At 41.2% G+C, this 23,278-nt stretch carries 23 protein-coding genes and 3 tRNA genes; 11 read left to right on the forward strand and 15 right to left on the reverse strand.

The annotated features are described in order from the left end of the window. Positions 1-13 precede the first annotated feature (13 nt). On the forward strand, positions 14-1,168 hold the full coding sequence (locus C727_RS0105300) for a serine hydrolase (protein WP_017444593.1): 1,155 nt from the start codon (positions 14-16) through the stop codon (positions 1,166-1,168). Here C727_RS0105300 and C727_RS18055 read toward each other — a convergent pair. Further along, positions 1,161-2,993: a putative bifunctional diguanylate cyclase/phosphodiesterase gene (locus C727_RS18055; RefSeq protein ID WP_017444594.1), complete on the reverse strand. Its 1,833-nt coding sequence runs from the start codon at positions 2,991-2,993 to the stop codon at positions 1,161-1,163. The genes C727_RS0105300 and C727_RS18055 overlap by 8 nt on opposite strands. Beyond that, complete coding sequence (locus C727_RS0105310) at positions 2,993-4,123, reverse strand: FIST signal transduction protein (protein WP_017444595.1); 1,131 nt, start codon at positions 4,121-4,123, stop codon at positions 2,993-2,995. The genes C727_RS18055 and C727_RS0105310 overlap by 1 nt, the downstream gene beginning before the upstream one ends. A 161-nt stretch (positions 4,124-4,284) precedes the next feature. Here C727_RS0105310 and ybeD point away from each other — a divergent pair, with 161 nt between their 5' ends. From ybeD to C727_RS0105340, 6 genes are all read left to right on the forward strand, one after another. Beyond that, on the forward strand, positions 4,285-4,548 hold the full coding sequence (gene ybeD / locus C727_RS0105315) for a DUF493 family protein YbeD (protein WP_017444596.1): 264 nt from the start codon (positions 4,285-4,287) through the stop codon (positions 4,546-4,548). 3 nt (positions 4,549-4,551) lie between these two features. After that, on the forward strand, positions 4,552-5,199 hold the full coding sequence (lipB, locus tag C727_RS0105320) for a lipoyl(octanoyl) transferase LipB (RefSeq protein ID WP_017444597.1): 648 nt from the start codon (positions 4,552-4,554) through the stop codon (positions 5,197-5,199). Next, on the forward strand, positions 5,192-6,169 hold the full coding sequence (lipA, locus tag C727_RS0105325) for a lipoyl synthase (protein WP_017444598.1): 978 nt from the start codon (positions 5,192-5,194) through the stop codon (positions 6,167-6,169). The genes lipB and lipA overlap by 8 nt, the downstream gene beginning before the upstream one ends. A gap of 354 nt (positions 6,170-6,523) precedes the next feature. After that, positions 6,524-6,599 (forward strand) — tRNA-Phe (locus tag C727_RS0105330). A gap of 34 nt (positions 6,600-6,633) precedes the next feature. Continuing rightward, positions 6,634-6,709: transfer RNA gene (locus C727_RS0105335), tRNA-Thr, on the forward strand. Positions 6,710-7,027: 318 nt separating this feature from the next. Then, positions 7,028-7,103 (forward strand) — tRNA-Phe (locus C727_RS0105340). Positions 7,104-7,278: 175 nt separating this feature from the next. On the opposite strand, the gene C727_RS0105345 is transcribed toward C727_RS0105340, so the two are convergent. The 11 genes from C727_RS0105345 to smpB form a co-directional block, all read right to left on the reverse strand. Then, positions 7,279-8,238, reverse strand: coding sequence for a sugar-binding transcriptional regulator (locus tag C727_RS0105345; protein WP_017444599.1), 960 nt, complete (start codon positions 8,236-8,238; stop codon positions 7,279-7,281). Between the two features lie 6 nt (positions 8,239-8,244). Beyond that, positions 8,245-8,943, reverse strand: coding sequence for an HAD family hydrolase (locus C727_RS0105350; RefSeq protein WP_017444600.1), 699 nt, complete (start codon positions 8,941-8,943; stop codon positions 8,245-8,247). A gap of 135 nt (positions 8,944-9,078) precedes the next feature. After that, complete coding sequence (locus C727_RS0105355; protein ID WP_017444601.1) at positions 9,079-10,095, reverse strand: ABC transporter ATP-binding protein; 1,017 nt, start codon at positions 10,093-10,095, stop codon at positions 9,079-9,081. A gap of 12 nt (positions 10,096-10,107) precedes the next feature. Continuing rightward, the gene (locus C727_RS0105360) at positions 10,108-10,938 is read right to left on the reverse strand and encodes a carbohydrate ABC transporter permease (RefSeq protein WP_017444602.1); all 831 of its coding nucleotides are present in this window, start codon (positions 10,936-10,938) and stop codon (positions 10,108-10,110) included. A gap of 3 nt (positions 10,939-10,941) precedes the next feature. Next, entirely contained in the window at positions 10,942-11,814 is an 873-nt protein-coding gene (locus C727_RS0105365; RefSeq protein ID WP_026052576.1) for a carbohydrate ABC transporter permease, read from the reverse strand. Positions 11,815-11,876: 62 nt separating this feature from the next. Next, on the reverse strand, positions 11,877-13,184 hold the full coding sequence (locus tag C727_RS0105370; protein WP_017444604.1) for an ABC transporter substrate-binding protein: 1,308 nt from the start codon (positions 13,182-13,184) through the stop codon (positions 11,877-11,879). 93 nt (positions 13,185-13,277) lie between these two features. Further along, a complete protein-coding gene (locus C727_RS0105375) occupies positions 13,278-14,678 on the reverse strand; it encodes a hypothetical protein (protein WP_017444605.1) in 1,401 nt (466 codons plus the stop codon). Between the two features lie 505 nt (positions 14,679-15,183). Then, positions 15,184-15,624 (reverse strand): hypothetical protein, encoded by a 441-nt coding sequence (locus C727_RS0105380; protein WP_017444606.1) that lies wholly within the window; start codon positions 15,622-15,624, stop codon positions 15,184-15,186. Beyond that, positions 15,624-16,406: a nucleotidyltransferase family protein gene (locus tag C727_RS18060; protein WP_017444607.1), complete on the reverse strand. Its 783-nt coding sequence runs from the start codon at positions 16,404-16,406 to the stop codon at positions 15,624-15,626. Before C727_RS18060 ends, C727_RS0105380 begins: the two co-directional genes overlap by 1 nt. Next, complete coding sequence (locus C727_RS0105390) at positions 16,399-17,766, reverse strand: deoxyguanosinetriphosphate triphosphohydrolase family protein (protein ID WP_017444608.1); 1,368 nt, start codon at positions 17,764-17,766, stop codon at positions 16,399-16,401. The genes C727_RS18060 and C727_RS0105390 overlap by 8 nt, the downstream gene beginning before the upstream one ends. Before the next feature lie 3 nt (positions 17,767-17,769). Next, complete coding sequence (gene smpB / locus C727_RS0105395) at positions 17,770-18,252, reverse strand: SsrA-binding protein SmpB (protein WP_017444609.1); 483 nt, start codon at positions 18,250-18,252, stop codon at positions 17,770-17,772. A 127-nt stretch (positions 18,253-18,379) separates the two neighbouring features. Between smpB and C727_RS0105400 the strand changes: the two genes are divergently transcribed. The 3 genes from C727_RS0105400 to C727_RS0105410 are packed head-to-tail and all read left to right on the forward strand — an operon-like array spanning position 18,380 to position 20,746. Beyond that, positions 18,380-18,811 carry a type II toxin-antitoxin system RatA family toxin gene (locus tag C727_RS0105400; RefSeq protein ID WP_017444610.1) on the forward strand — a complete coding sequence of 144 codons (432 nt, stop codon included), beginning with the start codon at positions 18,380-18,382 and terminating at the stop codon, positions 18,809-18,811. Then, positions 18,808-19,137, forward strand: coding sequence for an RnfH family protein (locus C727_RS0105405; protein WP_017444611.1), 330 nt, complete (start codon positions 18,808-18,810; stop codon positions 19,135-19,137). The genes C727_RS0105400 and C727_RS0105405 overlap by 4 nt, the downstream gene beginning before the upstream one ends. A 40-nt stretch (positions 19,138-19,177) precedes the next feature. Next, positions 19,178-20,746 carry a SulP family inorganic anion transporter gene (locus C727_RS0105410; RefSeq protein WP_017444612.1) on the forward strand — a complete coding sequence of 523 codons (1,569 nt, stop codon included), beginning with the start codon at positions 19,178-19,180 and terminating at the stop codon, positions 20,744-20,746. A gap of 15 nt (positions 20,747-20,761) precedes the next feature. Here C727_RS0105410 and C727_RS0105415 read toward each other — a convergent pair whose 3' ends face one another. Both C727_RS0105415 and priC read right to left on the reverse strand, forming a co-directional pair. Then, positions 20,762-21,106: an outer membrane protein assembly factor BamE gene (locus tag C727_RS0105415; RefSeq protein WP_017444613.1), complete on the reverse strand. Its 345-nt coding sequence runs from the start codon at positions 21,104-21,106 to the stop codon at positions 20,762-20,764. Positions 21,107-21,210: 104 nt separating this feature from the next. Continuing rightward, complete coding sequence (priC, locus tag C727_RS0105420) at positions 21,211-21,699, reverse strand: primosomal replication protein PriC (protein ID WP_017444614.1); 489 nt, start codon at positions 21,697-21,699, stop codon at positions 21,211-21,213. A 104-nt stretch (positions 21,700-21,803) separates the two neighbouring features. Here priC and C727_RS0105425 point away from each other — a divergent pair, with 104 nt between their 5' ends. Next, positions 21,804-23,270: a TyrR/PhhR family helix-turn-helix DNA-binding protein gene (locus tag C727_RS0105425; protein ID WP_017444615.1), complete on the forward strand. Its 1,467-nt coding sequence runs from the start codon at positions 21,804-21,806 to the stop codon at positions 23,268-23,270. The last annotated feature ends 8 nt before the right edge of the window (positions 23,271-23,278 follow it).

Raw genomic sequence — 23,278 nt, forward strand, 5'->3', positions numbered from 1 at the left:
CAATATTTAACTTATGAAAAAAATGATTCAAAAACTTACATTCGGTGTTGCGGTTTGTTTTACACTGCTTCAATTTAACGTTCAAGCGCTAACACCTAGAGCGCCGCAGGTGAATGCAAAAGGGCATATTTTAATCGACTACACGACAGATTATGTGATTGCTGAAGAAAATGCTGATATGCAATTAGCACCCGCTTCTTTAACCAAAATGATGACCAGTTATGTGATTGGTATGGAATTAAAGGCGGGTAACATTAAAGAAACCGATATGGTGACTATTAGCGAAAATGCATGGGCAAAAAACTTCCCTGAATCTTCAAAGATGTTTATTGAAGTTGGCAAACAAATATCAGTTGCGGATTTAAACAGAGGTATTATTGTTCAGTCCGGTAACGATGCGTGCGTCGCCATGGCTGAGCATATCGCGGGCACTGAAGGTGCATTTGTCGCTTTAATGAATGCTCATGCCGAAAAATTAGGTATGACACAAACCCACTTTGCTAACAGTCACGGCTTAACGTCGTCAGAGCACTTTACAACGCCACGCGACATGGCCATTCTGGCAAAAGCTTTGATTCGAGACGTGCCGGATGAGTACGCTGTTTATGCCGAAAAATCTTTTACCTTCAACGGCATTAAACAATATAACCGCAACAGCTTGTTATGGGACAAAAGTTTAAATGTTGATGGTATTAAAACAGGCCATACTGAAGAAGCCGGATATAGTTTAATCACATCGGCTACCAAAGGTGACATGCGTTTAATCTCTGTAGTAATGGGGTCAACATCAGCGCAAGCCCGTAAAGAAGAAAACAAAAAGCTACTTAATTATGGTTTTAGATTTTTTGAAACTATTACCCCTTATGAAGCAGGCACTAAATTTGCGGACCAGCCGGTTTGGATGGCAGATCAAGAAACGGTCGCTTTAGGTATTGCACATGAAGTGACTGTGACAGTGCCTAGAGGCCAACGAAAAAAATTACAAGCTAATATTCAATTAGATGACGAGTTGACCGCACCGTTAGAGAAAGGGCAAGTGGTCGGTCAGGTATTTTTAACCATCAACGACGAAGACATTGCACAATACCCTCTGGTCACATTAGAAGCTGTACCAGAAGGTGGCCTTATGTCTAAGGCTATTGATTATATAAAACTTAAACTTAAATAGGTTGTAGTACTGAACCCGCTAAATGTTCAAACGGCGCGGGTTTAGCAAAATAATAACCTTGGAATAGGTGACAGCCGAGCGCTTTTAAACAAATAAGCTCGGCTTCGTCTTCAATGCCTTCAGCTAAAACCTGCATATTCAAGGTATTTCCTAACGCAATAATCATTTGCGCAATCGCTTGACTCTCTGGGTTGTTATGAATACCCACAACGAAGTTTCGATCAATTTTAAGTTCATCAACTGGCAGGCTTTTTAAGTAAGTTAAAGATGAATAACCCGTACCAAAATCATCAATAGAAGTTTGCACACCTAAGCTTTTTAATGCTTTTATGACGGGGACGATTTGATCAAAGTTTTCAATGAGAATGTTTTCTGTGATCTCAAGTTTTAAATGATGGTTTTGGATTTTGTGTTTTTTTAATAATAGCTGTATTTTTTCAAAAAAATTGTCTGTTATCAGTTGTTTTGGACTGATGTTAATAGAGATAGCATCAAAATAGGTTGGTAAACCTCGGCGCTCTAACTGAGCAATATGGCCACAAGCGGCATCTAAAACCCAATCGCCTATTTGCAAAATCAAGTTGTTTTCTTCTGCAATCCCTATTATCTCACTGGCTTGTGAATTTTCGTTTGAGCTATGGTTCCAACGGATAAGCGCTTCAGCGCCTATTAATTGTTTGTTTGCGTGATATTGAGCTTGGTAAAAGAGCGCAAAACCGTTATTTGCAAGTGCTTGTTTCACAATTTCTACGTTGGCGGCTTTGGTCGCTAATATTTCTGACATGCTCGGACTATATTCAATACCCGCGCTAATTTTGCTGCGTTTTGCTTCATACATAGCAATATCTGCAAAAGTGATGGCGTCGGCAGGTGTTTTTGCAGCATAAGGAAACAAGCAAAAACCTATGCTCATAGATATTTGATAAGACTTGGCTTGCACTCTGATTGGCAAACTAAATAGTTGCTGCACTTGCTCAATAAAATTAAATGTTTTAGATCTAGCTTCGGCAACCGATTGAGCCAGATCACTGACAACAATGATAAACTCATCACCACCAAATCGAGCAATGTGGATTTTGTTATTTTTAAGCCTATGTAAACGATAGGCCACTTGGATGAGGATCTGATCTCCCATCGCATGGCCCATAGTATCATTAATTGGTTTAAAGTTATTGAGATCGGTAAAGATTAATGCGGATTGGGTGCCGTTTGTTTCGGCATGTTTGGCAATTTGTTGTATCAGTACACTGATATGCTCCCTGTTATAGAGATTGGTCAGACTGTCGTGCGTTGCTTGATGTTTAATTTTATGTTCAGCTTGCTCTCGAGCTTGCATCTCGGCAACCAATTGTTGCTGAATACAGCAGGAATAACAAAAATTGGCGAGTTTTTCTGTAATCGGCAATAAAGAATGAACTAATTCATCCCGCACTTGGACTTGAGTATGTAAAATTAAATAACCTAGGTCTTTTAACCGGAATGAGGTTAATACCCCTAACTGACTTTGTTTAGAGATAACTGCTTGCTCGCAGCGATTATGATTTTCTAATATATTATCTAGTTGCGCCATTGCAAGTTTAGATTCGGTCCATGGCGCACCTTCAAACCGTTTGGGCATACTATAAATTAAATCTTTCCGAGTGGCGTGCCAATTGGGTAAAAACAGTTTATTTTGGTTTTTCAAAATCACATGGCAGCTATTGAGCGACATGCGATGATTGCACACTTTTAAAAAACGTTTGCAAACTAAAGATAAATCCAATTGACTGCCGATCAGCATTGACAGCTCATGCTGCAAAGAGATGATAAAAAGTGCTTGATTCATTAAAAAGCCCCAAGCACAGTGGATTTATTCAGTAATACAAAAGCACCCGATAAACTATTTGCGACTTCACCGATAGATAAGGCACCATAAGTATACTTGACTCTACCTGCCGTGTTATAAATAACATCCAATTCTTGTTTAAATTGATCTTCCATAATAATCGCCCGACTAACACAATCGACAATAAATAAGCTATCGAATTCACTAAGGGGCATAGCACTTTTTAACGTGAGCGTTTTTTCTTTAACATCATTAATCAAATGTTTGGGTTTGCCTTGTAAAATATAAATGAGGGAGTTGTTGGGCATATCGCCAACAAAAACCAATGTGTTACCATTGGTTTTTACTGGATCCCGGACTATCATCTGACCACTTTCGCTTAGTATGCCTAACGGAAATTGCTGTGCAATTCGAGTAAATTCAGACGTATTCAATTTTTGTCCGGTCAGTTTTTCAACCGCAGACCAGTAGACGTCAAATGCGGATTTATAATTGATTGAATGCACGTTATGGTGTTCTGCTGAAGTGACCAAAAAAGGATCGCTTATGGCTTCCCAGCCATGCGCCGTGGTTGTGCTCAGTGGATGTGGCAGCGCTACTACTAACAGGGCATCGGCAAGCATACCTCGCGGGGTAAAAATGCAAGGTCTGGCATCAAACGATAGTGAACCTGCGCCGCTGCCGATAACTTTTGCGGCACCTAAACATAAATATAATTTTTCGATATAAGTTTCTAATCCAGACGCATTTGAATCACTAAAAATAAGATAGTTTTGTTGGCTACAATCTAATTGTTCTTCGATTGTTTGCTCTAGTTTAACGTCGTTGAGCTGCTCTGGGTGACTAATGTCTGTAAACAAATGTAAAGAAAACTTAGCTTGATAAGCAATTACAATATGACCTTTACGCAACAGTTTATTTTGCCAAAATAAACCCGGATAAATCCCGCCGAAGATTGCACAGTTGGCAGAAGTTAAAAGCTGGTCATAATCTTGTGAGTCGATGTCATTTTCGGCGCAAGCTAATAATAAGATGCAGCCAGCCCCTGCTTGTTCAGCAGCTATAATTGCTTGGTACAGTTCTGATAGGTCTGATTGTTCGGAGTGCCATGAATAAACAACAGCCACCATACGCTTCCTTGTATACAGGTTTTAAGCTTTAGTCTAGCTTATCTTTATGCTGTTGCAAGAATATAACCTATAAACAAGTATGAATATTAATTCACCGATATCAATGTTACAATTTGCTTTCTAAAAATACTGTTTGAATTTAACTTGAGTACTTTAATCGAATGAAAACAAAGTTTGATGAATATCTGGAATTTCCGTGCCAATTTCCGTTTAAAGTAGTGGGTCATACCGACGAGCAACTGATTGATAAAGTGGTTGCAGTTGTGCAAAAGTATGCGCCTGGTGATTATCGACCGACATCAAAACCTAGTGGTAAAGGGAATTATCAATCAGTGTCTATTACCATTACTGCAACGAGTAAATCTCAGATTGAGTCACTCTATCAAGCTTTGTCTGACATAGATACAGTAAGAATGGTTTTATAACGAATGTCGACACTGATTATTCGTCACTTAGGGCGACAAGACTACCTGCCAATATGGCAGCAGATGCAAGCTTTTACACAACAAAGAACAGCCGAAAATGCGGATGAGCTTTGGTGGGTAGAGCATAATCCTGTTTTTACTCAGGGACAGGCGGGTAAAAGTGAACATCTATTAATGCCTGGTGATATCCCAGTGGTGCAGGTCGATCGTGGTGGTCAAGTCACTTATCATGGTCCTGGTCAACTTGTGGGTTACACCTTAATAGATATTCGTCGTGCCAAAATCAGTGTTCGTGATTTAGTTTCTATAATAGAAAACAGTATTGTTCGTTTGTTAGAAGAATCAGGCGTAAGCGCGTATGCCAAAAAAGATGCACCCGGAGTTTACGTCAATGAACAAAAAATTGCCTCGTTAGGTTTAAGGATCCGACGTGGCTGTTCGTTTCATGGTTTGGCGCTCAACGTCAATATGGATTTGACTCCATTCAATCGGATTAACCCCTGCGGATACCAGGGGCTTGAAATGACTCAATGTAGTCAATTGAGTGATCTGTGCGAACTGGAGACGGCTGCAGATAAGTTGTCTCAAATCCTTATTCAAGCACTTGGCTATGAGCAAATTCAGCAAGTAAAAGGTTTGGAAAATGAATAAACCCATGCGCCCGGTTGCCGGGGTAAAAATGCGTGATGAAGATAAAATGCGTTTAATCCCGGTTAAGGTACTGCCTACCGAAAAAGAAGATATGTTACCTAAGCCGAGTTGGATCAAGGTAAAATTACCAAGAACGACAGACAAGATTGAACATATCAAACAAACAATGCGAAAAAATAACTTGCACTCGGTTTGTGAAGAAGCGTCTTGTCCTAACTTGGCTGAATGTTTTAACCATGGTACCGCGACCTTCATGATTTTGGGCGATATTTGTACCCGCCGTTGTCCGTTTTGTGATGTGGCTCATGGTAAACCTTTACCACCGGATCAAGACGAACCCGAAAAGTTGGGTACAACCATAGCCGAAATGAATCTAAAATATGTGGTAATTACATCGGTTGATCGCGATGATTTAAGAGATGGTGGGGCACAACATTTTGCTGATTGTATTGCTGCTATTCGCAAATACAGCCCAGATATCAAAATTGAAGTATTAGTGCCAGACTTTAAAGGTAGAATGGAAATCGCTTTGGATATTTTAAATAAATGTCCGCCTGACGTGTTTAACCATAATTTAGAAACCGCCCCGAGATTATATAAAATGGCGCGTCCAGGTGCAGATTACGCATGGTCTCTTAAGCTGTTAAAAGAATTTAAAGCCGCTAACCCTTCAGTGTTAACCAAATCAGGGTTAATGATGGGGATGGGCGAAAAAAACGAAGAAATAGTGCAAGTGCTTAAAGACTTGCGTGAGCACGATGTAGACATGCTGACGTTAGGGCAATATTTACAACCTTCTAAACACCACTTGCCAGTCAAGCGCTATGTTACGCCTGATGAGTTTAATTATTTAGAAGAGACTGCCAACAAGCTTGGTTTTAGTCATGCTGCTTGTGGACCTATGGTGCGCTCTAGCTATCATGCTGACTTGCAAGCAGCCGGTGAAGCCGTTGGTAAAGTAACACCTTGATTGATTTTTACGCGATTTGAGGCGCAGTTGTTCAAGCTTTGAACAGTGCGCCTGTCAGATGAGTTTTTTTTAAAAAAAATTAAATAAATAGGTTGACTTGGTAGGGCAAAATCCGTTTAATACACGCCCGCAGCAGAGCTAAAGCAAACAAGTGTTTGCTGTGTGAATGTAAAAGCATTAAGCCTTAACATTGTTGCACAGTATGCCCAGATAGCCAGTTGGTTGTTCTTTCAGAGAAAGAACAAGTCGAAGAAACAAAGGGATGAAGCAAAGCGACCCTTTGTGTTGATTCTGAGACCGGGAACAGGCTACATGGATGTAAGGTTTTTAGACCTTAACATTGTTGCACAGTATGCCCAGATAGCTCAGTCGGTAGAGCAGGGGATTGAAAATCCCCGTGTCGGTGGTTCGATTCCGCCTCTGGGCACCATTTTAGTTTTGTTTGTTGTTTTGTTTTTAAATGTGCCGACTTAGCTCAGTTGGTAGAGCAACTGACTTGTAATCAGTAGGTCGCCAGTTCGATTCCGGCAGTCGGCACCATTTAAAACACCCGCTTAAGTCTAGATAGCCAGTTGGTTGTTCTTTCAGAGAAAGAACAAGTCGAAGAAACAAAGGGATGAAGCAAAGCGACCCTTTGTGTTGATTCTGAGACCGGGAACAGGCTACATGGATGTAAGATTTTTAGACCTTAACATTGTTGCACAGTATGCCCAGATAGCCAGTTGGTTGTTCTTTCAGAGAAAGAACAAGTCGAAGAAACAAAGGGATGAAGCAAAGCGACCCTTTGTGTTGATTCTGAGACCGGGAACAGGCTACATGGATGTAAGGTTTTTAGACCTTAACATTGTTGCACAGTATGCCCAGATAGCTCAGTCGGTAGAGCAGGGGATTGAAAATCCCCGTGTCGGTGGTTCGATTCCGCCTCTGGGCACCATTTATCTTACCTTAATAAATTATCCCAGACGTTTTATTTTTTTGATAACCTGACTAGTTTTAAACAATTACCTTCAAAGCTTTACAATAAAAATTCGCTTAATTGATGCCTGAGTTAAAGCAAGCAGTGGTTATATAAACCACCACTTAGTTGAAAGTAAGGTGCACTTTTTCGTTTAATCTATGCTTAATAAAGCCTCTGCTGTGTACTCATTCGTGATCAGACCATTAATCATTTTTGATCGCATTGCCCCTAAAATGGCTTCGATCTTTTCTTCACCAGCGGCAATACCAATTACAGGTTTATCTGATTCAGCTTTAAGCGGAGTGCTGGCAACTCTATCGTTTACTGCACAATCAATGAGTTTGCCATTTCTATCGTAAACCCAACTGATGATCTCTCCGACCGCGCCTTTATTTTGTAGTTCGTCTTGCTCTGCTTGGGTAATAAATCCATCTAGTCGAAGCGGTGAATGTGTGCCTAAGTTGCCAATACCGACAAAGGTTGCGTCTGCGTTAGCCGCAAGGGCTAAATTATGCGCAATATTATGTTGGTTATGTAGCTGCTCTTTTTCTATGCGACTGCGAGGCAGTACCGGAAGCGGCATAGGGTAATGTTTGGCTTGGGTTGCTTCTGCCATGCGCACAACAACGTCGTATGGCGACGCTGAGCCGTCTAAAGCCATATTTCCCAACAGTGCAACAATTTTATGTTGGTGGCATTGCATGCCTGTTAGCTCGTCTACGCAGGCCCGTAGTACACGGCCTGTGCCCATGGCGATGACTTTAGGTTGCTCAGACTTTAAATGGCGTTCAATTTCACTGGCTCCGGCTTGCGCTAGCCCTATGGTTGAATGGGGGTCATTAATATTGCTTGGCACCACATCACAGCTTTGCAAAGCAAAACGGTTTTTAAGTTTAACGCTTAAGTCCATGCATTTGGCAATAGGGTGGTCGAGGCGCACTTTAACTAACCCTTTGCTCACGGCCAAAGCGACCATACGTTGTGCCGACTGACGAGAGGTACCTAATGCTTTTGCTATCTCATCTTGGGTTTGCCCGGCAACATAATATAACCAGCCAGCACGGGCAGCATCATCTAACTTACGCATTTCTTGGCTGCTTAACTTAGCCACTTCAATCTACCTCTTGCCTAATTTAAATAAACTTGGAAAACTATCATATAAGCTTTCCCACTGGTATATGGTATCAACTTTATCGCTGAGCTCATCTTTTTTATTTTTTAAGTGGCTAGCACCTGCATATCTAAGAACACGCATATTGGCGGCTTGGCCTGCTTGTATGCCTGCTTTAGAATCTTCAATGACTAAGCAGTGTGCTGGCGATACAGACATCTTTTTAGCTGCATGTAAAAAAATATCCGGTTCGGGTTTGCTTTTTTTGACTTCCGAACAGGTGAAAATACGTTGTTCAAAATAGTCTTTTAAACCCGTAGTCGCTAACGAAAAATTGACTCTTTGCTGACTACAGCCTGTGGCGACACAACTTGGAACTTTGAGGCGTGCCAAAAGCTCGGGCAAGTTGGGTGTGGTGGTGAGTTTTTTGGCAAAAACTTTAAATAAGTTATTGAGGTAGTCTTGTCTGAATTGATCGCTAAGATTCACTGAAAAATCGGTAAAAATTTGCGCTTTGACCGAAGCATAGTTGTGACCTAAAAAATAGCGGTCAAAATAATCGCGTGATACTTTTACACCGATGGACTCTAACATTGATAAAAGAACACCTTTGCTTAAAAGTTCGCTATCAATTAAAACACCATCACAATCAAAAATGACTAACTCAATTTTGGTTGGCTGATAATGAGGTTTATCGAGCGTCATTGTTATCTCAAGAGTTATCAATTTTTTTTAGTGTAACATAACTGATTTAAATCGATAACATTTGAAATTGACGTTTGCTTAACCTAACGCAGTGTTCAGCAGATATCATTTTATATCTGCTGAATTTTTTTAGCCTTATTGCCAAGACAAAGAGGCGATCGTTTGACCATTTGCATCAAAGTGCAAAATCTTATTTTTTGGCGCAGTCAAATTTACGGTATCACCGTATTGCAGCGTGCAATCACCATGATCTTTTATTGTTAGAGTGCCAACACCTTCTACATTAACATGTAGGAAGGTTTCTGAACCCAAATGCTCTACCACACCCACAGTGCCTCGCCAGAGTCCTTTTTCGGTTGTTACTTTTAAGTGCTCTGGGCGAACGCCTAAACTATGAGTGGGATCACCGTGCTTTGGGCTGACATCAATGAAGTTCATTTTTGGTGAGCCGATAAAACCGGCTACAAAACGATTAATGGGTTTTTGATACAGCTCCATCGGTGTCCCAACCTGTTCTATAATGCCACCATTAAACACAGCAATTCGATCAGCCATTGTCATTGCTTCCACTTGATCATGGGTGACATAGATCATCGTGGTTGCTAAGCTTTTATGCAATTCAGAGATTTCTAAACGCATATTAACCCTTAATGATGCATCTAAGTTAGATAAAGGCTCGTCAAATAAAAACGCTGATGGCTGGCGAACAATCGCGCGACCAATAGCCACCCGTTGGCGTTGGCCACCCGATAATTGGCCTGGTTTGCGGTCCAGATAGTCGGTTAAATTTAATATTTTTGCTGCAGCTGCTATTTTTTCATCAATTACTTTAGGATCTACCTTAGCGCGCTTCAACGGAAACGCAATATTGGCGCGCACTGACATGTGCGGATACAAAGCATACGACTGAAACACCATAGCCAACCCCCTTTGTGCGGGTGGCATATTTGTAGCGTCTTGACCATCAATTTCAATAGTGCCACTGGTGGTATCTTCTAAACCTGCAATCATTCGCAACAAGGTCGATTTACCACAGCCAGATGGCCCAACAAAAACAATAAATTCACCGTTTTTAATGGCTAAATCAAGTGGTTTGATAACATTGACATCGCCAAAGCTTTTTGTAACTTGTTTTAAATTTATACTACCCATTGAAATAACCCTCTATTTAACCGCGCCAAAGCTTAAGCCGCGCACTAATTGTTTTTGACTAAACCAACCAAGAATTAAAATAGGCGCAATCGCCATTGCAGATGCTGCAGATAACTTGGCATAAAATAAGCCCTCAGGGCTTGAATAACTGGCAATAAACGCCGTTAACGGAGCTGCGTTTGCAGCAGTTAAAATAAGTGTCCAGAATGCTTCATTCCATGCCAAAATAATGTTCAACAATAGAGTTGATGCTATACCAGGCAAAGCAATGGGCAATAACACATGAAAGATCTCTTCGCCGATACTGGCCCCATCCATACGTGCAGCCTCTAAAATCTCGTTTGGGATCTCTTTAAAGTAGGTGTATAACATCCACACCATAATAGGTAAGTTGATAAGCGTCATCACAATGACCAAACCTAATTGGGTGTCTAATAATCCAAAATCACGGAATAAAAGATAAATTGGTACTAATACACCGACTGGCGGCAACATCTTAGTTGACAGCATCCACATGAGAAGATTTTTGGTTCGTTTATTTTGTACAAAAGCCATTGACCAAGCTGCTGGCACTGCAATTAACAAACCCACCAGGCTAGAACCAAACGAAATAACGACTGAGTTCCAAAAATGATCAAAGTACGGAGAACGAGCTAATACATCTATATAGTTTTGCAAGGTCCAGTCAAACATAAATAAACTTGGGCTTGCGGATATGGCTTCGGCTTCTGTTTTAAAGCTGGTTAACAGGGTCCAAAATATCGGGAAAAATATTAGGCCACCGATTATCCATGCTAAAAGGGTATAAATAAGCTTTGAAGCTTGGCTGTTCTGTTTATTCATCTTTTAGCTCTCCAAGTTTTTACCAATTAAACGCATTAGGAAAATGGCAACTATATTGGCAATAATAACGGCCACTATGCCTCCTGCCGATCCACCACCCACGTCAAATTGCAATAAAGACTGGGTATAAATTAAATAGGTGATATTGGTTGAAGCATACCCAGGCCCACCACTGGTGGTGACTAAAATTTCAGCAAATATCGATAATAAAAAGATGGTTTCAATCAGTATGACCGCAGTGATAGCTCGGCTTAAATGGGGTAGAACCAGATAATAAAACTTACTAAAAGGACCAGCCCCATCAAGTTCGGCGGCTTCTAATTGCTCTCGGTCAAGCGACTGAATGGCGGTTAATAAAATAAGGGCTGCAAAGGGCAACCATTGCCAAGAAACAATTAAAACAATCGACAATAATGGCATTTCAGCAAAAAAATCGATTGGTGCTACACCGAACCAATTCGCCAAATGTGCAAATAGCCCATTGACTGGGTTCATAAACATATTTTTCCAAACCAGTGCTGAAACGGTTGGCATGACAAAAAAAGGAGCCAGCACCATGATGCGAACATAATTGCGCCCCCAAATTGCTTGGTCTAATAAAATGGCCAAAGCAATACCACAGGTCAAGGTGATCAAAAGTACACCACCAACCAAAAGTAGCGTGTTAAAAAAGGATTCTACAAACGCTGGATCAGTTAAAAAGAACTCGTAATTTAATAAACCAACAAATTCGTTATCACCTGGGATCAGCAAGTTATAGTCTAAAAATGAAAAATACAAAGTCATGCATAGTGGAACTATCATCCAAGCCAATAACAAAGTTACCGAAGGAAGCAGCATGACTCTAGCTAACGTACGAGATTGAGTCGTCGCCATAACCAAGACCTCTTAAAAAATTGTGGTGGAGTAAGGTAAGTGGGGACCACTTACCTTGTTTTTTACTTGGGGTAACGTGCCTTGCGCATTGCGCGCTCGACGAGTCGTTGCGAGATAGTCAGTGCTTGTTTAACTGACATCTTGCCGGTTAGAGCGGCAGAAAATTGTTGGCCAACGGCAGTGCCTATGCCTTGGAACTCTGGGATGGCAACAAATTGCACACCGACATAAGGAACCGGTTTAACGCTTGGGTTTTTCGGGTCAGCTGACTGAATCGAATCTAAGGTAATTTGAGCAAATGGTGCAGCTTGCATGTAGTTAGGGTTTTTATAGAGCGACGCACGAGTACCTGGTGGTACTTTAGCCCAGCCTTTCTTTTCAGCAACTAACTTTGTATAGTCTTTTGAGGTTGCCCAGCTGATAAACTTCATTGCTGCATCTGATTTTTTGCTGCTTGCTGGAATGGCCAGTGTCCAAGCCCATAACCAGTTGCCTCGTTTGCCCAAACCCATATCAGGGGCCAGTGCAAAACCAACCTTGTCAGCGACTTCTGAATCTTGCTGGTTGGTGACAAAAGCGCCAGCAACTGTGGCGTCAATCCAAATGCCACATTTGCCTGTTTGGAAGAGGGCTAAGTTTTCGTTAAAACCATTAGCAGAAGCCCCTGGCGGTCCATAGGACTGCATAATATCTACATAATATTGCAGCGTTTGTTGCCACTCTTTACTGTCGAACTCTGGTTGCCAGTTTTCATCAAACCAACGAGCGCCAAAAGAGTTAGACATAGAGGTGATTAGTGCAATGTTTTCGCCCCAACCCGCTTTACCGCGCAGACAGATACCGTATACACCCGCTTGTTTGTCTGTCATTGCTTTGGCTGCTTTTTCAATAAATTGCCAGCTGGGCGCTTTGGGCATCTCAAGGCCCGCTTTTTTCATTAAATCAGTGCGGTACATCACCATTGAACTTTCGCCGTAAAAAGGGGCAGCGTAGAGTTTATTATCGACAGACAATCCACTGCGAATGGCAGGTAATAAATCGTCAACATCATAGTTAGGCCCGAGTTTGTCTAATTCTTTTAACCAGCCTTGTTTGCCCCAAATAGGCACCTCGTAAGTCCCTATGGTCATTACGTCGTATTGTCCACCGCTGGTGGCAACATCAGTAGTGACTCGCTGACGCAGGATGTTTTCTTCTAACGTAACCCATTTTAAATCTATATCTGGGTGTTTAGCTTCAAAATCGCTACTTAAGGCTTTCATTGTGATCATGTCACCATTATTCACGGTGGCAATGGTAATGGTTTCTGCGCTAACTGAGGTGCTGACGGTTAGAGCTCCGAGCAGCAGCATGGATATTTTTTTTAACATTAGGTATTCCCCTATCGCATCATAATCAATAAACCTCACACAGCCGCAAGAGAGGTTTACCTAAGACAAACAATCTAGCTAAAATAAATGGTTTTAAAACTTAACCGAGAGTTCTGAAGTAAAACCATCAAACCCTTGGCCGATTTGACCACCAGAGTTAATGCCTTCATCTTGGTTTACATATTCCACTTTCCATAAAGTGCGGTCGTTAAACCAATAACCTGCACCCACTTGCAAGCGAGTGACAGTGTTATCGTTTTGGGCAATCAAATCTGAGGTATTTTCTGCTTCGGCGTATCGTGCTGCTAGGTAGAACTTTTTAGGTGTTAAATATTGTTGTGCTTCAACCACCCAATAATCGACCGAGCTGTCTCCTTTAATGACTTGGTTTGAATCAAACGTTGTGCCGTCTGGGTCAGCTACACCATTGCTGCCAAAATAAGTAATGCCAGCTACTGCGTTGCCATTGGTATCAGCAAAGGTGTAATCGTCGCTTGATTGACCTAACATAAAAATTAAGCTGGTTTCGGCTGACGGTTGATAGGCTAAGTTAAGTTGCACTGTTGTTTGCTCAAGGCCGGGCAGGGCACCTACGTGGGTATCTCGCTCGCTTGAAGCCGAAGCTGAAAAGTTATAATTTTCACCATCACCAAAACGATAATTAGTGGTAGTGACGCCGGCTAAGCTTGCCACTCCATTATTAAAGCGCAGTTGGTCGCCTTGGTTCGCTTGCAACATATTTAAACCGGCTTTAAAACCACCAGCAAACTCTAAGGTCCCTTGTAAGCGATAGTTGTAACCGCGATCTTCTTGAAACGCTTCACCAAAACTTGATGTTGTCATGTGCCCTGTTACATTATAGGCGCGCAACATGCCTCGATCGTATCGTTTGTTATAGCTTAATTGAATGCCATTTTCAGCGGTTGCATAATCGGTAATACCATTACCAATTAACGCGTTGCCTTGGTTGTCAGCACCGTCCTGAAAGCCTTTAAATTGGAACGGTGAAGCGCCTATATTACCGAGTCTTAACGTTAAATCGGCATCTTTACGTTTGTTATCGGTTAAGCCTAATAAGTCGAATTCGATGCCGGCAAAATCTTGGTGAAATGAAAAGTCGCGATCCCCATTATTACCAAAGTCATTTGGTTCTTCAGCTATGTCAACATCAGCGGTGATATTGTCTGTGATATGAAATTTTAATTGCAAATTAACACGTAAGCGTCCAAAACCACCTGACTGCTCTTCGTCTTCCGGTCTAAAAGCGCCAGCTTTCGCCTGAATATATTGGTAGTTTTGCAATGCTAAAAAGTTTACTTCTACTCGACCGTCTAAAAATGAGTTGGTTTGATCTGCGGGCACATAAGCTGATTTATGTTCACTGAGCTTTTCTGCAAGCGCGACAGATGGAACTGACGCAGCCAAAACAGCCGCAGCTATCAAGCTCATTTTTGTTGCTAAAGTGCGATTACCGCTTTTTATTAAATGTGACATAACTAACCCTCTTGTTGGATTTTTAAACAATGTGAGCTAAGGCTCCATATATAGTCATATAGATATTTATGGTCTTTTGCTCATTTGTTGAGTATAAGACCATTTTTAAAAGGGGGAGTCAATAATTTTTTTAACAAAGTGTTTTCATTTTTTGCGATATTTGGATTTATTTGTGATTTTTCATAAAGATAAGCAAAAGAATTTTTTGACCACTGTGCATATCAAGGAAAAGGTGTTGGATGGAGTTTTACGGAACATCTTGCCAAAAGTCCTCAGCAAAAGGTTACTACTCAGTTGTATTCAAAAGTGAGCTTAGCCTATGAATAGAGGGGATCGAACTATTGATGGGGCTTATCCCAAAGTTGGGGGCACATACATACTGATATTTGGGGGATATCAATACCGTCAATCAATCCTAGTGCTAAAAGATTGCTATTTTGATGCTTGTTGGTTTTATATTAAAAGCTTGTAACAGGGCCGTCTCAGCTTTAATTTTCACTGATATTTAGTCTACTGGCGGAACAAACTGGGCTTTTTCACATAATAATGGCATTTCATTAATGACGTTGGTGCAGTTCCCATTTTTTACTTTAGCTTTTCGGCATTTAGATACAGACCAACTTACTTTGCCTAAATAGTCTTGAGAAGCAGGTGCTTTTTCGCATGCGGCAGCATCATATTCAGCTTGTTCGGTGCAAGCAACTAAAAAATGTTTTAGTTCTATTGTGCAATTGGTGTCTCTGCATTCGGTGCTTTTTTCTATCACCTGATTTAAACAAGCTGAATAATTTTTTCCTTTTCCAAAGGCGGTACCTGCTGCACTGGCGTGTTGGCTTTGTTTACTGAGCAGAGCACCATTTTCCTGCCAATAAAAATAAAACGATAGCACAGTTAAAACAGTAAATAAAAGTGCTAAAGCAGCCAACAGGTAGCGGGTTTTTATCATTATAAAAGCTCCAAATTAGGACGTTGCAACGGATTAACTACAACTGTGTCAGTGATGGTCAGCGTTGTTAAGTGGTTCATGATAACATTAGGGATTTGACTTAAATAGGCCGTACCTTGGTGTTTTTGTTCATAGCTTTTTAGATATTCAAATGGCGTGATCGTTAGTTGACTTTGCAAGTAGTGGCACAACTTAGGCGAAATGTAGTGAACCGGCTTTTGGCTTAAGCAGCGTAAGATACGTATCAGAGCGCCGGTTGGGTTGGGATTTTCAGCCAGCTGTAAATCCAGTAAACCAGATTGTAGTTCAGCTAAATAATGGGCTGGCATAATGAGTTGTTTGTTTTTCACATTGTATAAAATGGCATCCCAATTTAAAATCGTGGTTTTTAACAATGAGCTAGGGCTATCAAATTTAACGCACCCCTGTTTAAATGCCCAAGTGTTCTCCAGCGCCCAAATATCTAACCACCATTTGTCGCAGTGTATGCGATAGCCGCCAAACTTGTTTTGTTGAACAGGTAAAGTCGTTGGTAAGCGTTTTATATAGTCGGCTAGCTGCTCTGGCGGGCAATCAACGACAAAATCTAAATCGCTATAAAAGCGATATAAACCTTCTAATGCAATATCACGGATGGCACCACCAAATAGATATACGGGTGCTATGTTTGCCAGTGGATTAATTATTTCCATCACTTGTTTTCGCCCTGGGTTGTGGTGGGCATCTAACAAGCGATACAGGCGTTTTTTTAAAATGTCAGCTCGGGTGGCAACCTTAACCATACAAATTATTTAATTCGTCGTGCAGGTGGATTAAATAAGAATCTGTCATCCCTGAAATTGCATCGGCTAACAACTGAGCTTTTTTGTAAGTTTCGCTCATTTCTGAGTTTAGATAAATGCGGCGGTAATTTTCAGAGATCCGGCGAAAGGCATATTGGCTAAATAAACCATCTTCATCAATGGCAAGCCAAAGCATATCCATAAGACTAGAGATATAGTTATTACCTCTCAATTCTAACTCTAATACCGATTTATGCTGATAACCATGAATGCGATCAAATGAGCGCAGGGCTGTGCAAAAGTCGTTTGCGTCAGACATGTTAAGCAAATTTTTATTTGGCTCTATTTGCGCAGATAAAATGCGTTGAATATTATCTACAAAACTATTCAGCGCCGCGCCTATCATGGCGCTAATTGCATAAACCCTAAACATTTGCATAGATACATCATTAAGCTCTTTAGGGCTAAGGTCAGCACCTTTAAACTCCTTGTTTTTACTTTTGGCCTGGGTAAGCACTTGCTGTGTAATAGGATCGTCGGGGTTTAAATGGGTCAAATGATCAACCAGATCCGAAAATGAAGCTATGTCTTTTTTAATGATATCTTCGGCATCTAAAACGGTATAGGCAATATCGTCGCAGGCCTCCATTAAAAAGGTAAAGGGATGGCGAATGCCTTCTGCTAAGCCGGTTTGTTGCCAGATGTCATCCACAATGTTTTGCTCTGAGACAAAATAACCACCTTTTTTCCAGCCCAATTGAGCGGCATTTTGGTGGCTGACCGGATATTTTATTAAAGCGGCTAAAGTCGCATAGGTTAAATTTAAACCAAAACTATCATTTAAAATTTGTAAGCGAGTGACTAAACGCAGAGTTTGCGCATTGCCATCAAAATGAATAAAGTCAGTGGCATCTGGGTGATCGACCGAGCCAAATACTTGTTGTTGATTTTGTTTAAACCAGCGTTGAATCGCTTGCTCACCTTGATGGCCAAACGGAGGGTTACCTAAATCGTGTGCTAAGCCAATTGCCGCTAATAATGCAGGCACACAGCGTTCTAGTTGTTGTTGTGGTTGCCCAATAAATATTTTATCTGGGTAATCAAACGCAATGCGAATACCTAAACTACGTGCTAAACTTGAAACTTCATGTGAATGAGTGAGCCGATTACGCACACTGTCATTTCGCTCAAGCGGAAAAACTTGCGTTTTATCGCCCATACGTCGCGTTGGAGTGGCAAATAAAATGCGGTCGTAATCGCGCTCTAATTCAATGCGGCCGTTTGCCGATGCGGTTTGGCTCGGCCGACTGAGTCTGTCTTTTCGCCTTTGTCCATTTAATAATAGGTCCCAGTTCAGCATAAGTTACCGCGCGTTATGTTTCATGACTCGCTCTTTTTGACGTTCCCAATCTTTATCTTTGATATCGTCACGTTTATCATGTGCTTTTTTACCTTTAGCTAAGTGAATCGCGAGTTTAACCCAGCATTTTTTCCAATACATAGCTGAAGCAACGATTGAAAAACCTTGTCTGTCTCGGGCACCGATTAAGCGGTCGATCTCTCGCTGATTTAATAACAGCTTACGGTTACGTTGAGGATCAGCAACCACATGAGTTGACGCTGTGTTCAACGGAGTGATTCGACTACCCATTAAGTAGGCTTCACCGTTTTGAATAATCACGTAAGTATCAGAAATGTTTACTTTGCCCTGACGAATGCTTTTTACTTCCCAGCCTTGGAGCTCAAGACCGGCTTCAATTTTGTCTTCTAAAAAGTATTCGTGTCTGGCTTTTTTGTTTTGTGCAATTGTATTGCTATTGGGTGCTTTCTTTTTACCTTTTGCCATATCACTGTAATCTTTGCATATTTAATTAAGCTATTATACGCATCATAGGCTAAATTGCATGCCCTGTGAGAGATAGTCTAGGCAAAATGTGCTAGTATGCGCACTCTAATTTTCAGGGGGATAACGGATGCCAAAAATCCATCGTCAATCTCTGGTTATGCATAGTGCTAAACAGATGTATGATTTAGTTAATGATATAAAATCGTATCCTGATTTTGTGCCTGATTGTATGGATGCCAGAGTTTTGAGTGAAAGCGAACAAAATATTAAAGCTTCATTGCAAATCGGCAAAGCCGGTATTGGCAAGTGGTTTACGACACACAATTTTATGCAGCCTAACAGTGCCGTTAAAATTGAGCTAGTCGATGGGCCATTTAAACAGTTAACTGGGGTGTGGAAATTTATCGAACTCGATGAAGAAAGCTGTCAGGTTTCGTTAGATTTGGAGTTTGAATTTTCGAGCAAATTAATTGAAATGGCATTTGGTTCTGTTTTTAACCATATGGCCAATCAGATGGTTAGAGCCTTTACCAAACGAGCGGCACAAGTATATTCATGAACGAGCAATTAATCACAGTTGAAGTGGCCTACGCCTTGCCGACACGGCAAAGTTTGTTGGAAATTCATGTGGCGGCGGGCACAGATATTAAAACCTGTATAGAGCAGTCAGGTATCTTAGAGCAGTATCCAGAGATTGACTTAAAAAAAAATAAAGTGGGTATCTGGAGTCGAACTTGTAAGTTAACAGATACGGTAAAACACAAAGACAGGATAGAAATTTACCGTCCTTTGATTGCTGATCCAAAAGAGATCCGCCGGCGGCGTGCCGAAAAAGCCAAAGAAGAAGGCCGTGCCAATAAAATTACCGGCGGCCGAGCAAAATAATTTAATAAACTAATGTATAGAGAGATACAGAGAGAAAACAATGTTTAACTTAATTAATTCGGTTAAGGGGAATGCAAAAAATGATGTGCTCTCTGGGATCACAGTGGCTCTAGCCCTGGTTCCAGAGGCAGTAGCATTTGCGTTTGTGGCCGGTGTTGAACCTATGGTTGGTTTATATGCCGCTTTTATGATGGGGTTGTTAACCTCTATTTTTGGTGGTCGCCCAGGCATGATATCTGGTGCAACTGGGGCTACCGCTGTGGTCATGGTTGGTTTAGTGGCCGTCTATGGCGTTGAATACCTATTTGCAGCCGTCGCGCTAGCGGGGCTTTTACAGATACTCGCAGGTATTTGTAAGCTGGGTAAATTTATACGTATGGTGCCGCATCCAGTGATGCTCGGCTTTGTGAACGGCCTTGCGATAGTTATATTTTTGGCCCAGTTGGGGCAGTTCAAAACACCGGATGCTTTTGGTCAATGGCAATGGCTCCAAGGTGAAAGTTTATACCTTATGTTAGGTCTGGTGGCATTAACCATGGCAATTACTCACTTTTTACCCAAATTAACCACCGCAGTGCCGTCTGGTTTAGTGGCTATTGTTGTGGTGACCGGACTTGTCATTGGGATGGATTTGGATACTCGTAACGTGATTGATTTTGTTCGCGAGATGTTACCTGCCGAGCAAGCAGCAACTGCCTCGCTAAAAGGTGAGTTACCAAGCTTTTCAATTCCTATGGTTCCTTTCACGCTAGAAACTCTAATTATTATTTTTCCAACTGCATTAGTGATAGCCGCGATTGGTTTAATTGAGTCTTTATTAACGTTGACGTTAATTGATGAAATTACAGGTACGCGTGGCCGTGGTAATCGCGAGTGTATTGGCCAAGGTATTGCAAATACAACCAACGGCTTTTTTGGTGGTATGGGGGGCTGTGCCATGATAGGACAAAGCATGATTAATATTAACTCTGGCGGTCGTGGTCGTTTATCTGGTATCACAGCAGCCGTCGTTTTATTAGGCTTTATTTTATTTGCGGCTGAGTTAATCGAAATGATCCCATTAGCTGCGTTAGTTGGCATTATGTTTATGGTGGTTTTAGGCACATTCGAGTGGAGCTCGTTTAGGCTGATCCGAAAAATCCCCGTCACAGATGCATTTATCATTGTATTGGTTTCTGGGGTCACGGTTGCGTACGACTTAGCGTTGGCCGTAGTGGTTGGGGTGATAGTTTCAGCACTTGTTTTTGCTTGGAAACATGCAAAACACATACATGCGAAAACTTATATTAATCAAGATGGCCATAAAGTATATGAAATACAAGGCCCTGTATTTTTTGCATCGGTTGCGAGCTTTAAAGAACTATTTACCCCGGAGCAAGATCCCGAGCATGTGGTGATAGAGTTTCAACGTTCAAGAGTGAGTGATCACTCAGGTATCGAGGCACTCGACTCACTAACCGATAAGTATGAAGCGCTAGGTAAAAAGGTTCATTTACGTCACTTAAGCGCCGAATGTCGTAAATTATTAAAACGTGCGGATGATGTATGTGAAGTCAATATTTTAGAGGATCCAGACTATCATGTTGCAACCGACAAGCTGGCCGATTAAGCCAGCTTGTTTATTTTATTCATCAATCGATAAATAAAAATCTTCTGGCTCTTCTACTGAGCCAGCGAACTTTTTAAGCTGGTTATCTTCAAAAACCAGCTTAACTTCTAAGCGAGCCGTTTCACGGTCGTCTCCGTAGTCTACAACATACAAATAATACCAAGTATTTTGATTGAAGCTGTCTTTTAATAATGGTGTTCCTAAAATATAAGTCACCTGTTCTGGTGTCATATTTTGTCTTAGTTTTGCAACATCTCGTTTTTCTATATAATTGCCCTGCCGAACATCAATGCGGTAAGCACAGGCTGTGATGGTCAGCATACTGATCAAAAGCAGGCATATTTTTATTGAAAACTTCATTCTGGCCCTTTAGTTAGTTTATCAAAGTCATTTGGCAGTATATCTTGATTTAGAAAAGGACAAAAGGTTCATCCTTATTTGTGTTGAGCGTTTAATGTACTGAGTTAACGATTACGGCCTTTTATTTCTATTTGACTGATCTGCTGCTCAAGGTTTTCAATCGCTTGTTGGCATTTTTCGCGCCTTTGAAAAATAGAATGCTGCGGTGACAATTCCGGATGTAGGCGAATTTGGTCATCAAATCTAGCTAAATACTGACGGTATTCGGCCAATTTTTTGTGCATGCGGCCAAGCCGACTACCATAATTGATTTTGTCTTTTTGTTGCTGCAAACCTTGCTGGTGGGTGTACGAAGCCAATAACTTAAACTGAGCAATTAAACGGTCATTTAATTTTTCATTATCTGAGTGCTGAGCAACTTGCTCAATCATTTTGCCACATTCGTCAAAGTAGTCTTGCAGGACTTCCGACTGACAAACAAAACTAGGGTGGTATTGCAGTGCCGATATTAAGTCCTTTTCGGGCAGTTGGGAGAGCGACTTTTTTAGCTTGTTTAACAGGGCAAAGCCCTCTTGTGATGTAAAAGAACTCATTAATTAAATACTCATCTTGTAACGCTAAGCTGGTGTTAAGCGGGTTTTAGGATACACTGATCCGTAAGGTTAGGCATTAAAACGCAAAAAAATTTGTTCTAATTATGAGATTACAGATTAGCTGTGATAACCGGTTGGGGTTAATTCAAGATTTACTGGAAATTTTGGTTCGACATCAAATTGATGTGCAGAGTTTTAGTGTTGAACCTCAGCACATATTTTTAAATCTTGCGCGCATTGAATTTGCAGAGTTCCAGCACCTTATGCCAGAAATCCGTTTATTAAATGGCGTAAAAGATGTTAAAACTGTCACCAGTACCCCTGCGGAGCGCGAGCAGTTACGTTGGCAACATTTTTTGCAAATGACCTCAGAGCTTATTTTAATTTTAGATGCAAAAGGGGCGCTGCTAAGCTGTAGTTTAGCTTTTGACAATCATTTTAACGAATTGAAAAAAAGCGAAAGTATTTTTGCAAACCATTGCAAAGGGTTTAATTTAACTCGTTGGTTAGAGCAGTCACCGCAAGCACCTCTGATTGCAAAAATACAGCTGGCGGGTATCTATCTTCAAGCAGAACTAAGGCCAATATGGATATTACAAAGCGATCAAAAGCAGCAGTTTAGCGAAGTGTTTATGCGGTTAAGCCGATTGCCTGATTCAGAACACAGCGCACAGCCAATCCAAGTCTCTCAACAAGCTTTGCTTGCTGAAATCCCGCAAAAGTCAGCGGCGATGCGAAAGTTTGTGCGCGATCTTAATCGATTACAACAAACTCCCACAAGTTTATGGTTGCAAGGCAGCCCAGGCAGTGCAGTAAACGAATACGCTGAGCAATTAGCTTATCGATTAAACCAGTCACCAGTGATGATTGATTGTAGCAAAGTTGCCGATCTCGATACTTTAAAAGGGCAACTGAAGACATTAGGCGAAGCAGATCTTTTGTGTCTGATAAGGCCGGAACGTTTATCTTTGCCATTGCAAAAATCACTCTATCAAGCCTTAACAAAAAAAAATGAGCGAGTGATTATTAGTGCCTGTCAAAGCCAATTCACTCAGTTGTTAAAATCAGCCTTATTAGATGCAGATTTAGCTCAGTTATTGGGCACTAATCAGTTGGTGTTGCCCGCGTTAGCAGAACGCAAAGAAGATTTAGCCGATTTAGCCAAACAAAGGCTCACTCGGTTGTGCGAGCAAAACCAACGTTCCCCAATGCAACTGACGTCAGCTGCACTAAAAAAAATTTCTCACTATGGCTGGCCTTTAAACGAATACCAACTCGATCAAGTGCTCACGCAAGCGCTAAAGTTACTTGATGAATCCGTCATTGATAAACAGCATCTGCATTTAGATGAGGAGATTGAAAATAAGATCTCTGTCGAAGATGTTCTGCAGACGGGCTCACTGGATGAAAGTCTTAAAGAATTTGAAGAGAAGATTTTACGGCAGTTATTTCCTGCATATCCAAGCTCGCGAGCATTAGCCGAACAGCTTGGCTTAAGCCATACAGCCATTGCGAACAAACTGCGCGAGTATGGCATTAATCGAAAAACTGTGTCTGTGCAAAAAAAATAAACCTAATT

Origin of the sequence: Gayadomonas joobiniege G7 (genome assembly GCF_000300815.1) — a bacterium.
GTDB lineage: Bacteria > Pseudomonadota > Gammaproteobacteria > Enterobacterales > Alteromonadaceae > Catenovulum > Catenovulum joobiniege.

Bases quoted from the DNA above. Each gene is read 5' to 3' on its own strand.
- C727_RS0105365 (WP_026052576.1), bottom strand. From the start codon at position 11,814: ATGGCGACGACTCAATCTCGTACGTTAGCTAGAGTCATGCTGCTTCCT.
- C727_RS0105410 (WP_017444612.1), top strand. From the start codon at position 19,178: ATGTTTAACTTAATTAATTCGGTTAAGGGGAATGCAAAAAATGATGTG.
- C727_RS0105400 (WP_017444610.1), top strand. From the start codon at position 18,380: ATGCCAAAAATCCATCGTCAATCTCTGGTTATGCATAGTGCTAAACAG.
- C727_RS0105390 (WP_017444608.1), bottom strand. From the start codon at position 17,766: ATGCTGAACTGGGACCTATTATTAAATGGACAAAGGCGAAAAGACAGA.
- C727_RS0105425 (WP_017444615.1), top strand. From the start codon at position 21,804: ATGAGATTACAGATTAGCTGTGATAACCGGTTGGGGTTAATTCAAGAT.
- C727_RS18055 (WP_017444594.1), bottom strand. From the start codon at position 2,993: ATGAATCAAGCACTTTTTATCATCTCTTTGCAGCATGAGCTGTCAATG.
- C727_RS18060 (WP_017444607.1), bottom strand. From the start codon at position 16,406: ATGGTTAAGGTTGCCACCCGAGCTGACATTTTAAAAAAACGCCTGTAT.
- C727_RS0105310 (WP_017444595.1), bottom strand. From the start codon at position 4,123: ATGGTGGCTGTTGTTTATTCATGGCACTCCGAACAATCAGACCTATCA.
- smpB (WP_017444609.1), bottom strand. From the start codon at position 18,252: ATGGCAAAAGGTAAAAAGAAAGCACCCAATAGCAATACAATTGCACAA.
- ybeD (WP_017444596.1), top strand. From the start codon at position 4,285: ATGAAAACAAAGTTTGATGAATATCTGGAATTTCCGTGCCAATTTCCG.
- C727_RS0105355 (WP_017444601.1), bottom strand. From the start codon at position 10,095: ATGGGTAGTATAAATTTAAAACAAGTTACAAAAAGCTTTGGCGATGTC.
- C727_RS0105370 (WP_017444604.1), bottom strand. From the start codon at position 13,184: ATGTTAAAAAAAATATCCATGCTGCTGCTCGGAGCTCTAACCGTCAGC.
- lipA (WP_017444598.1), top strand. From the start codon at position 5,192: ATGAATAAACCCATGCGCCCGGTTGCCGGGGTAAAAATGCGTGATGAA.
- C727_RS0105380 (WP_017444606.1), bottom strand. From the start codon at position 15,624: ATGATAAAAACCCGCTACCTGTTGGCTGCTTTAGCACTTTTATTTACT.
- lipB (WP_017444597.1), top strand. From the start codon at position 4,552: ATGTCGACACTGATTATTCGTCACTTAGGGCGACAAGACTACCTGCCA.
- C727_RS0105405 (WP_017444611.1), top strand. From the start codon at position 18,808: ATGAACGAGCAATTAATCACAGTTGAAGTGGCCTACGCCTTGCCGACA.
- C727_RS0105300 (WP_017444593.1), top strand. From the start codon at position 14: ATGAAAAAAATGATTCAAAAACTTACATTCGGTGTTGCGGTTTGTTTT.
- C727_RS0105360 (WP_017444602.1), bottom strand. From the start codon at position 10,938: ATGAATAAACAGAACAGCCAAGCTTCAAAGCTTATTTATACCCTTTTA.
- C727_RS0105375 (WP_017444605.1), bottom strand. From the start codon at position 14,678: ATGTCACATTTAATAAAAAGCGGTAATCGCACTTTAGCAACAAAAATG.
- C727_RS0105415 (WP_017444613.1), bottom strand. From the start codon at position 21,106: ATGAAGTTTTCAATAAAAATATGCCTGCTTTTGATCAGTATGCTGACC.
- priC (WP_017444614.1), bottom strand. From the start codon at position 21,699: ATGAGTTCTTTTACATCACAAGAGGGCTTTGCCCTGTTAAACAAGCTA.
- C727_RS0105350 (WP_017444600.1), bottom strand. From the start codon at position 8,943: ATGACGCTCGATAAACCTCATTATCAGCCAACCAAAATTGAGTTAGTC.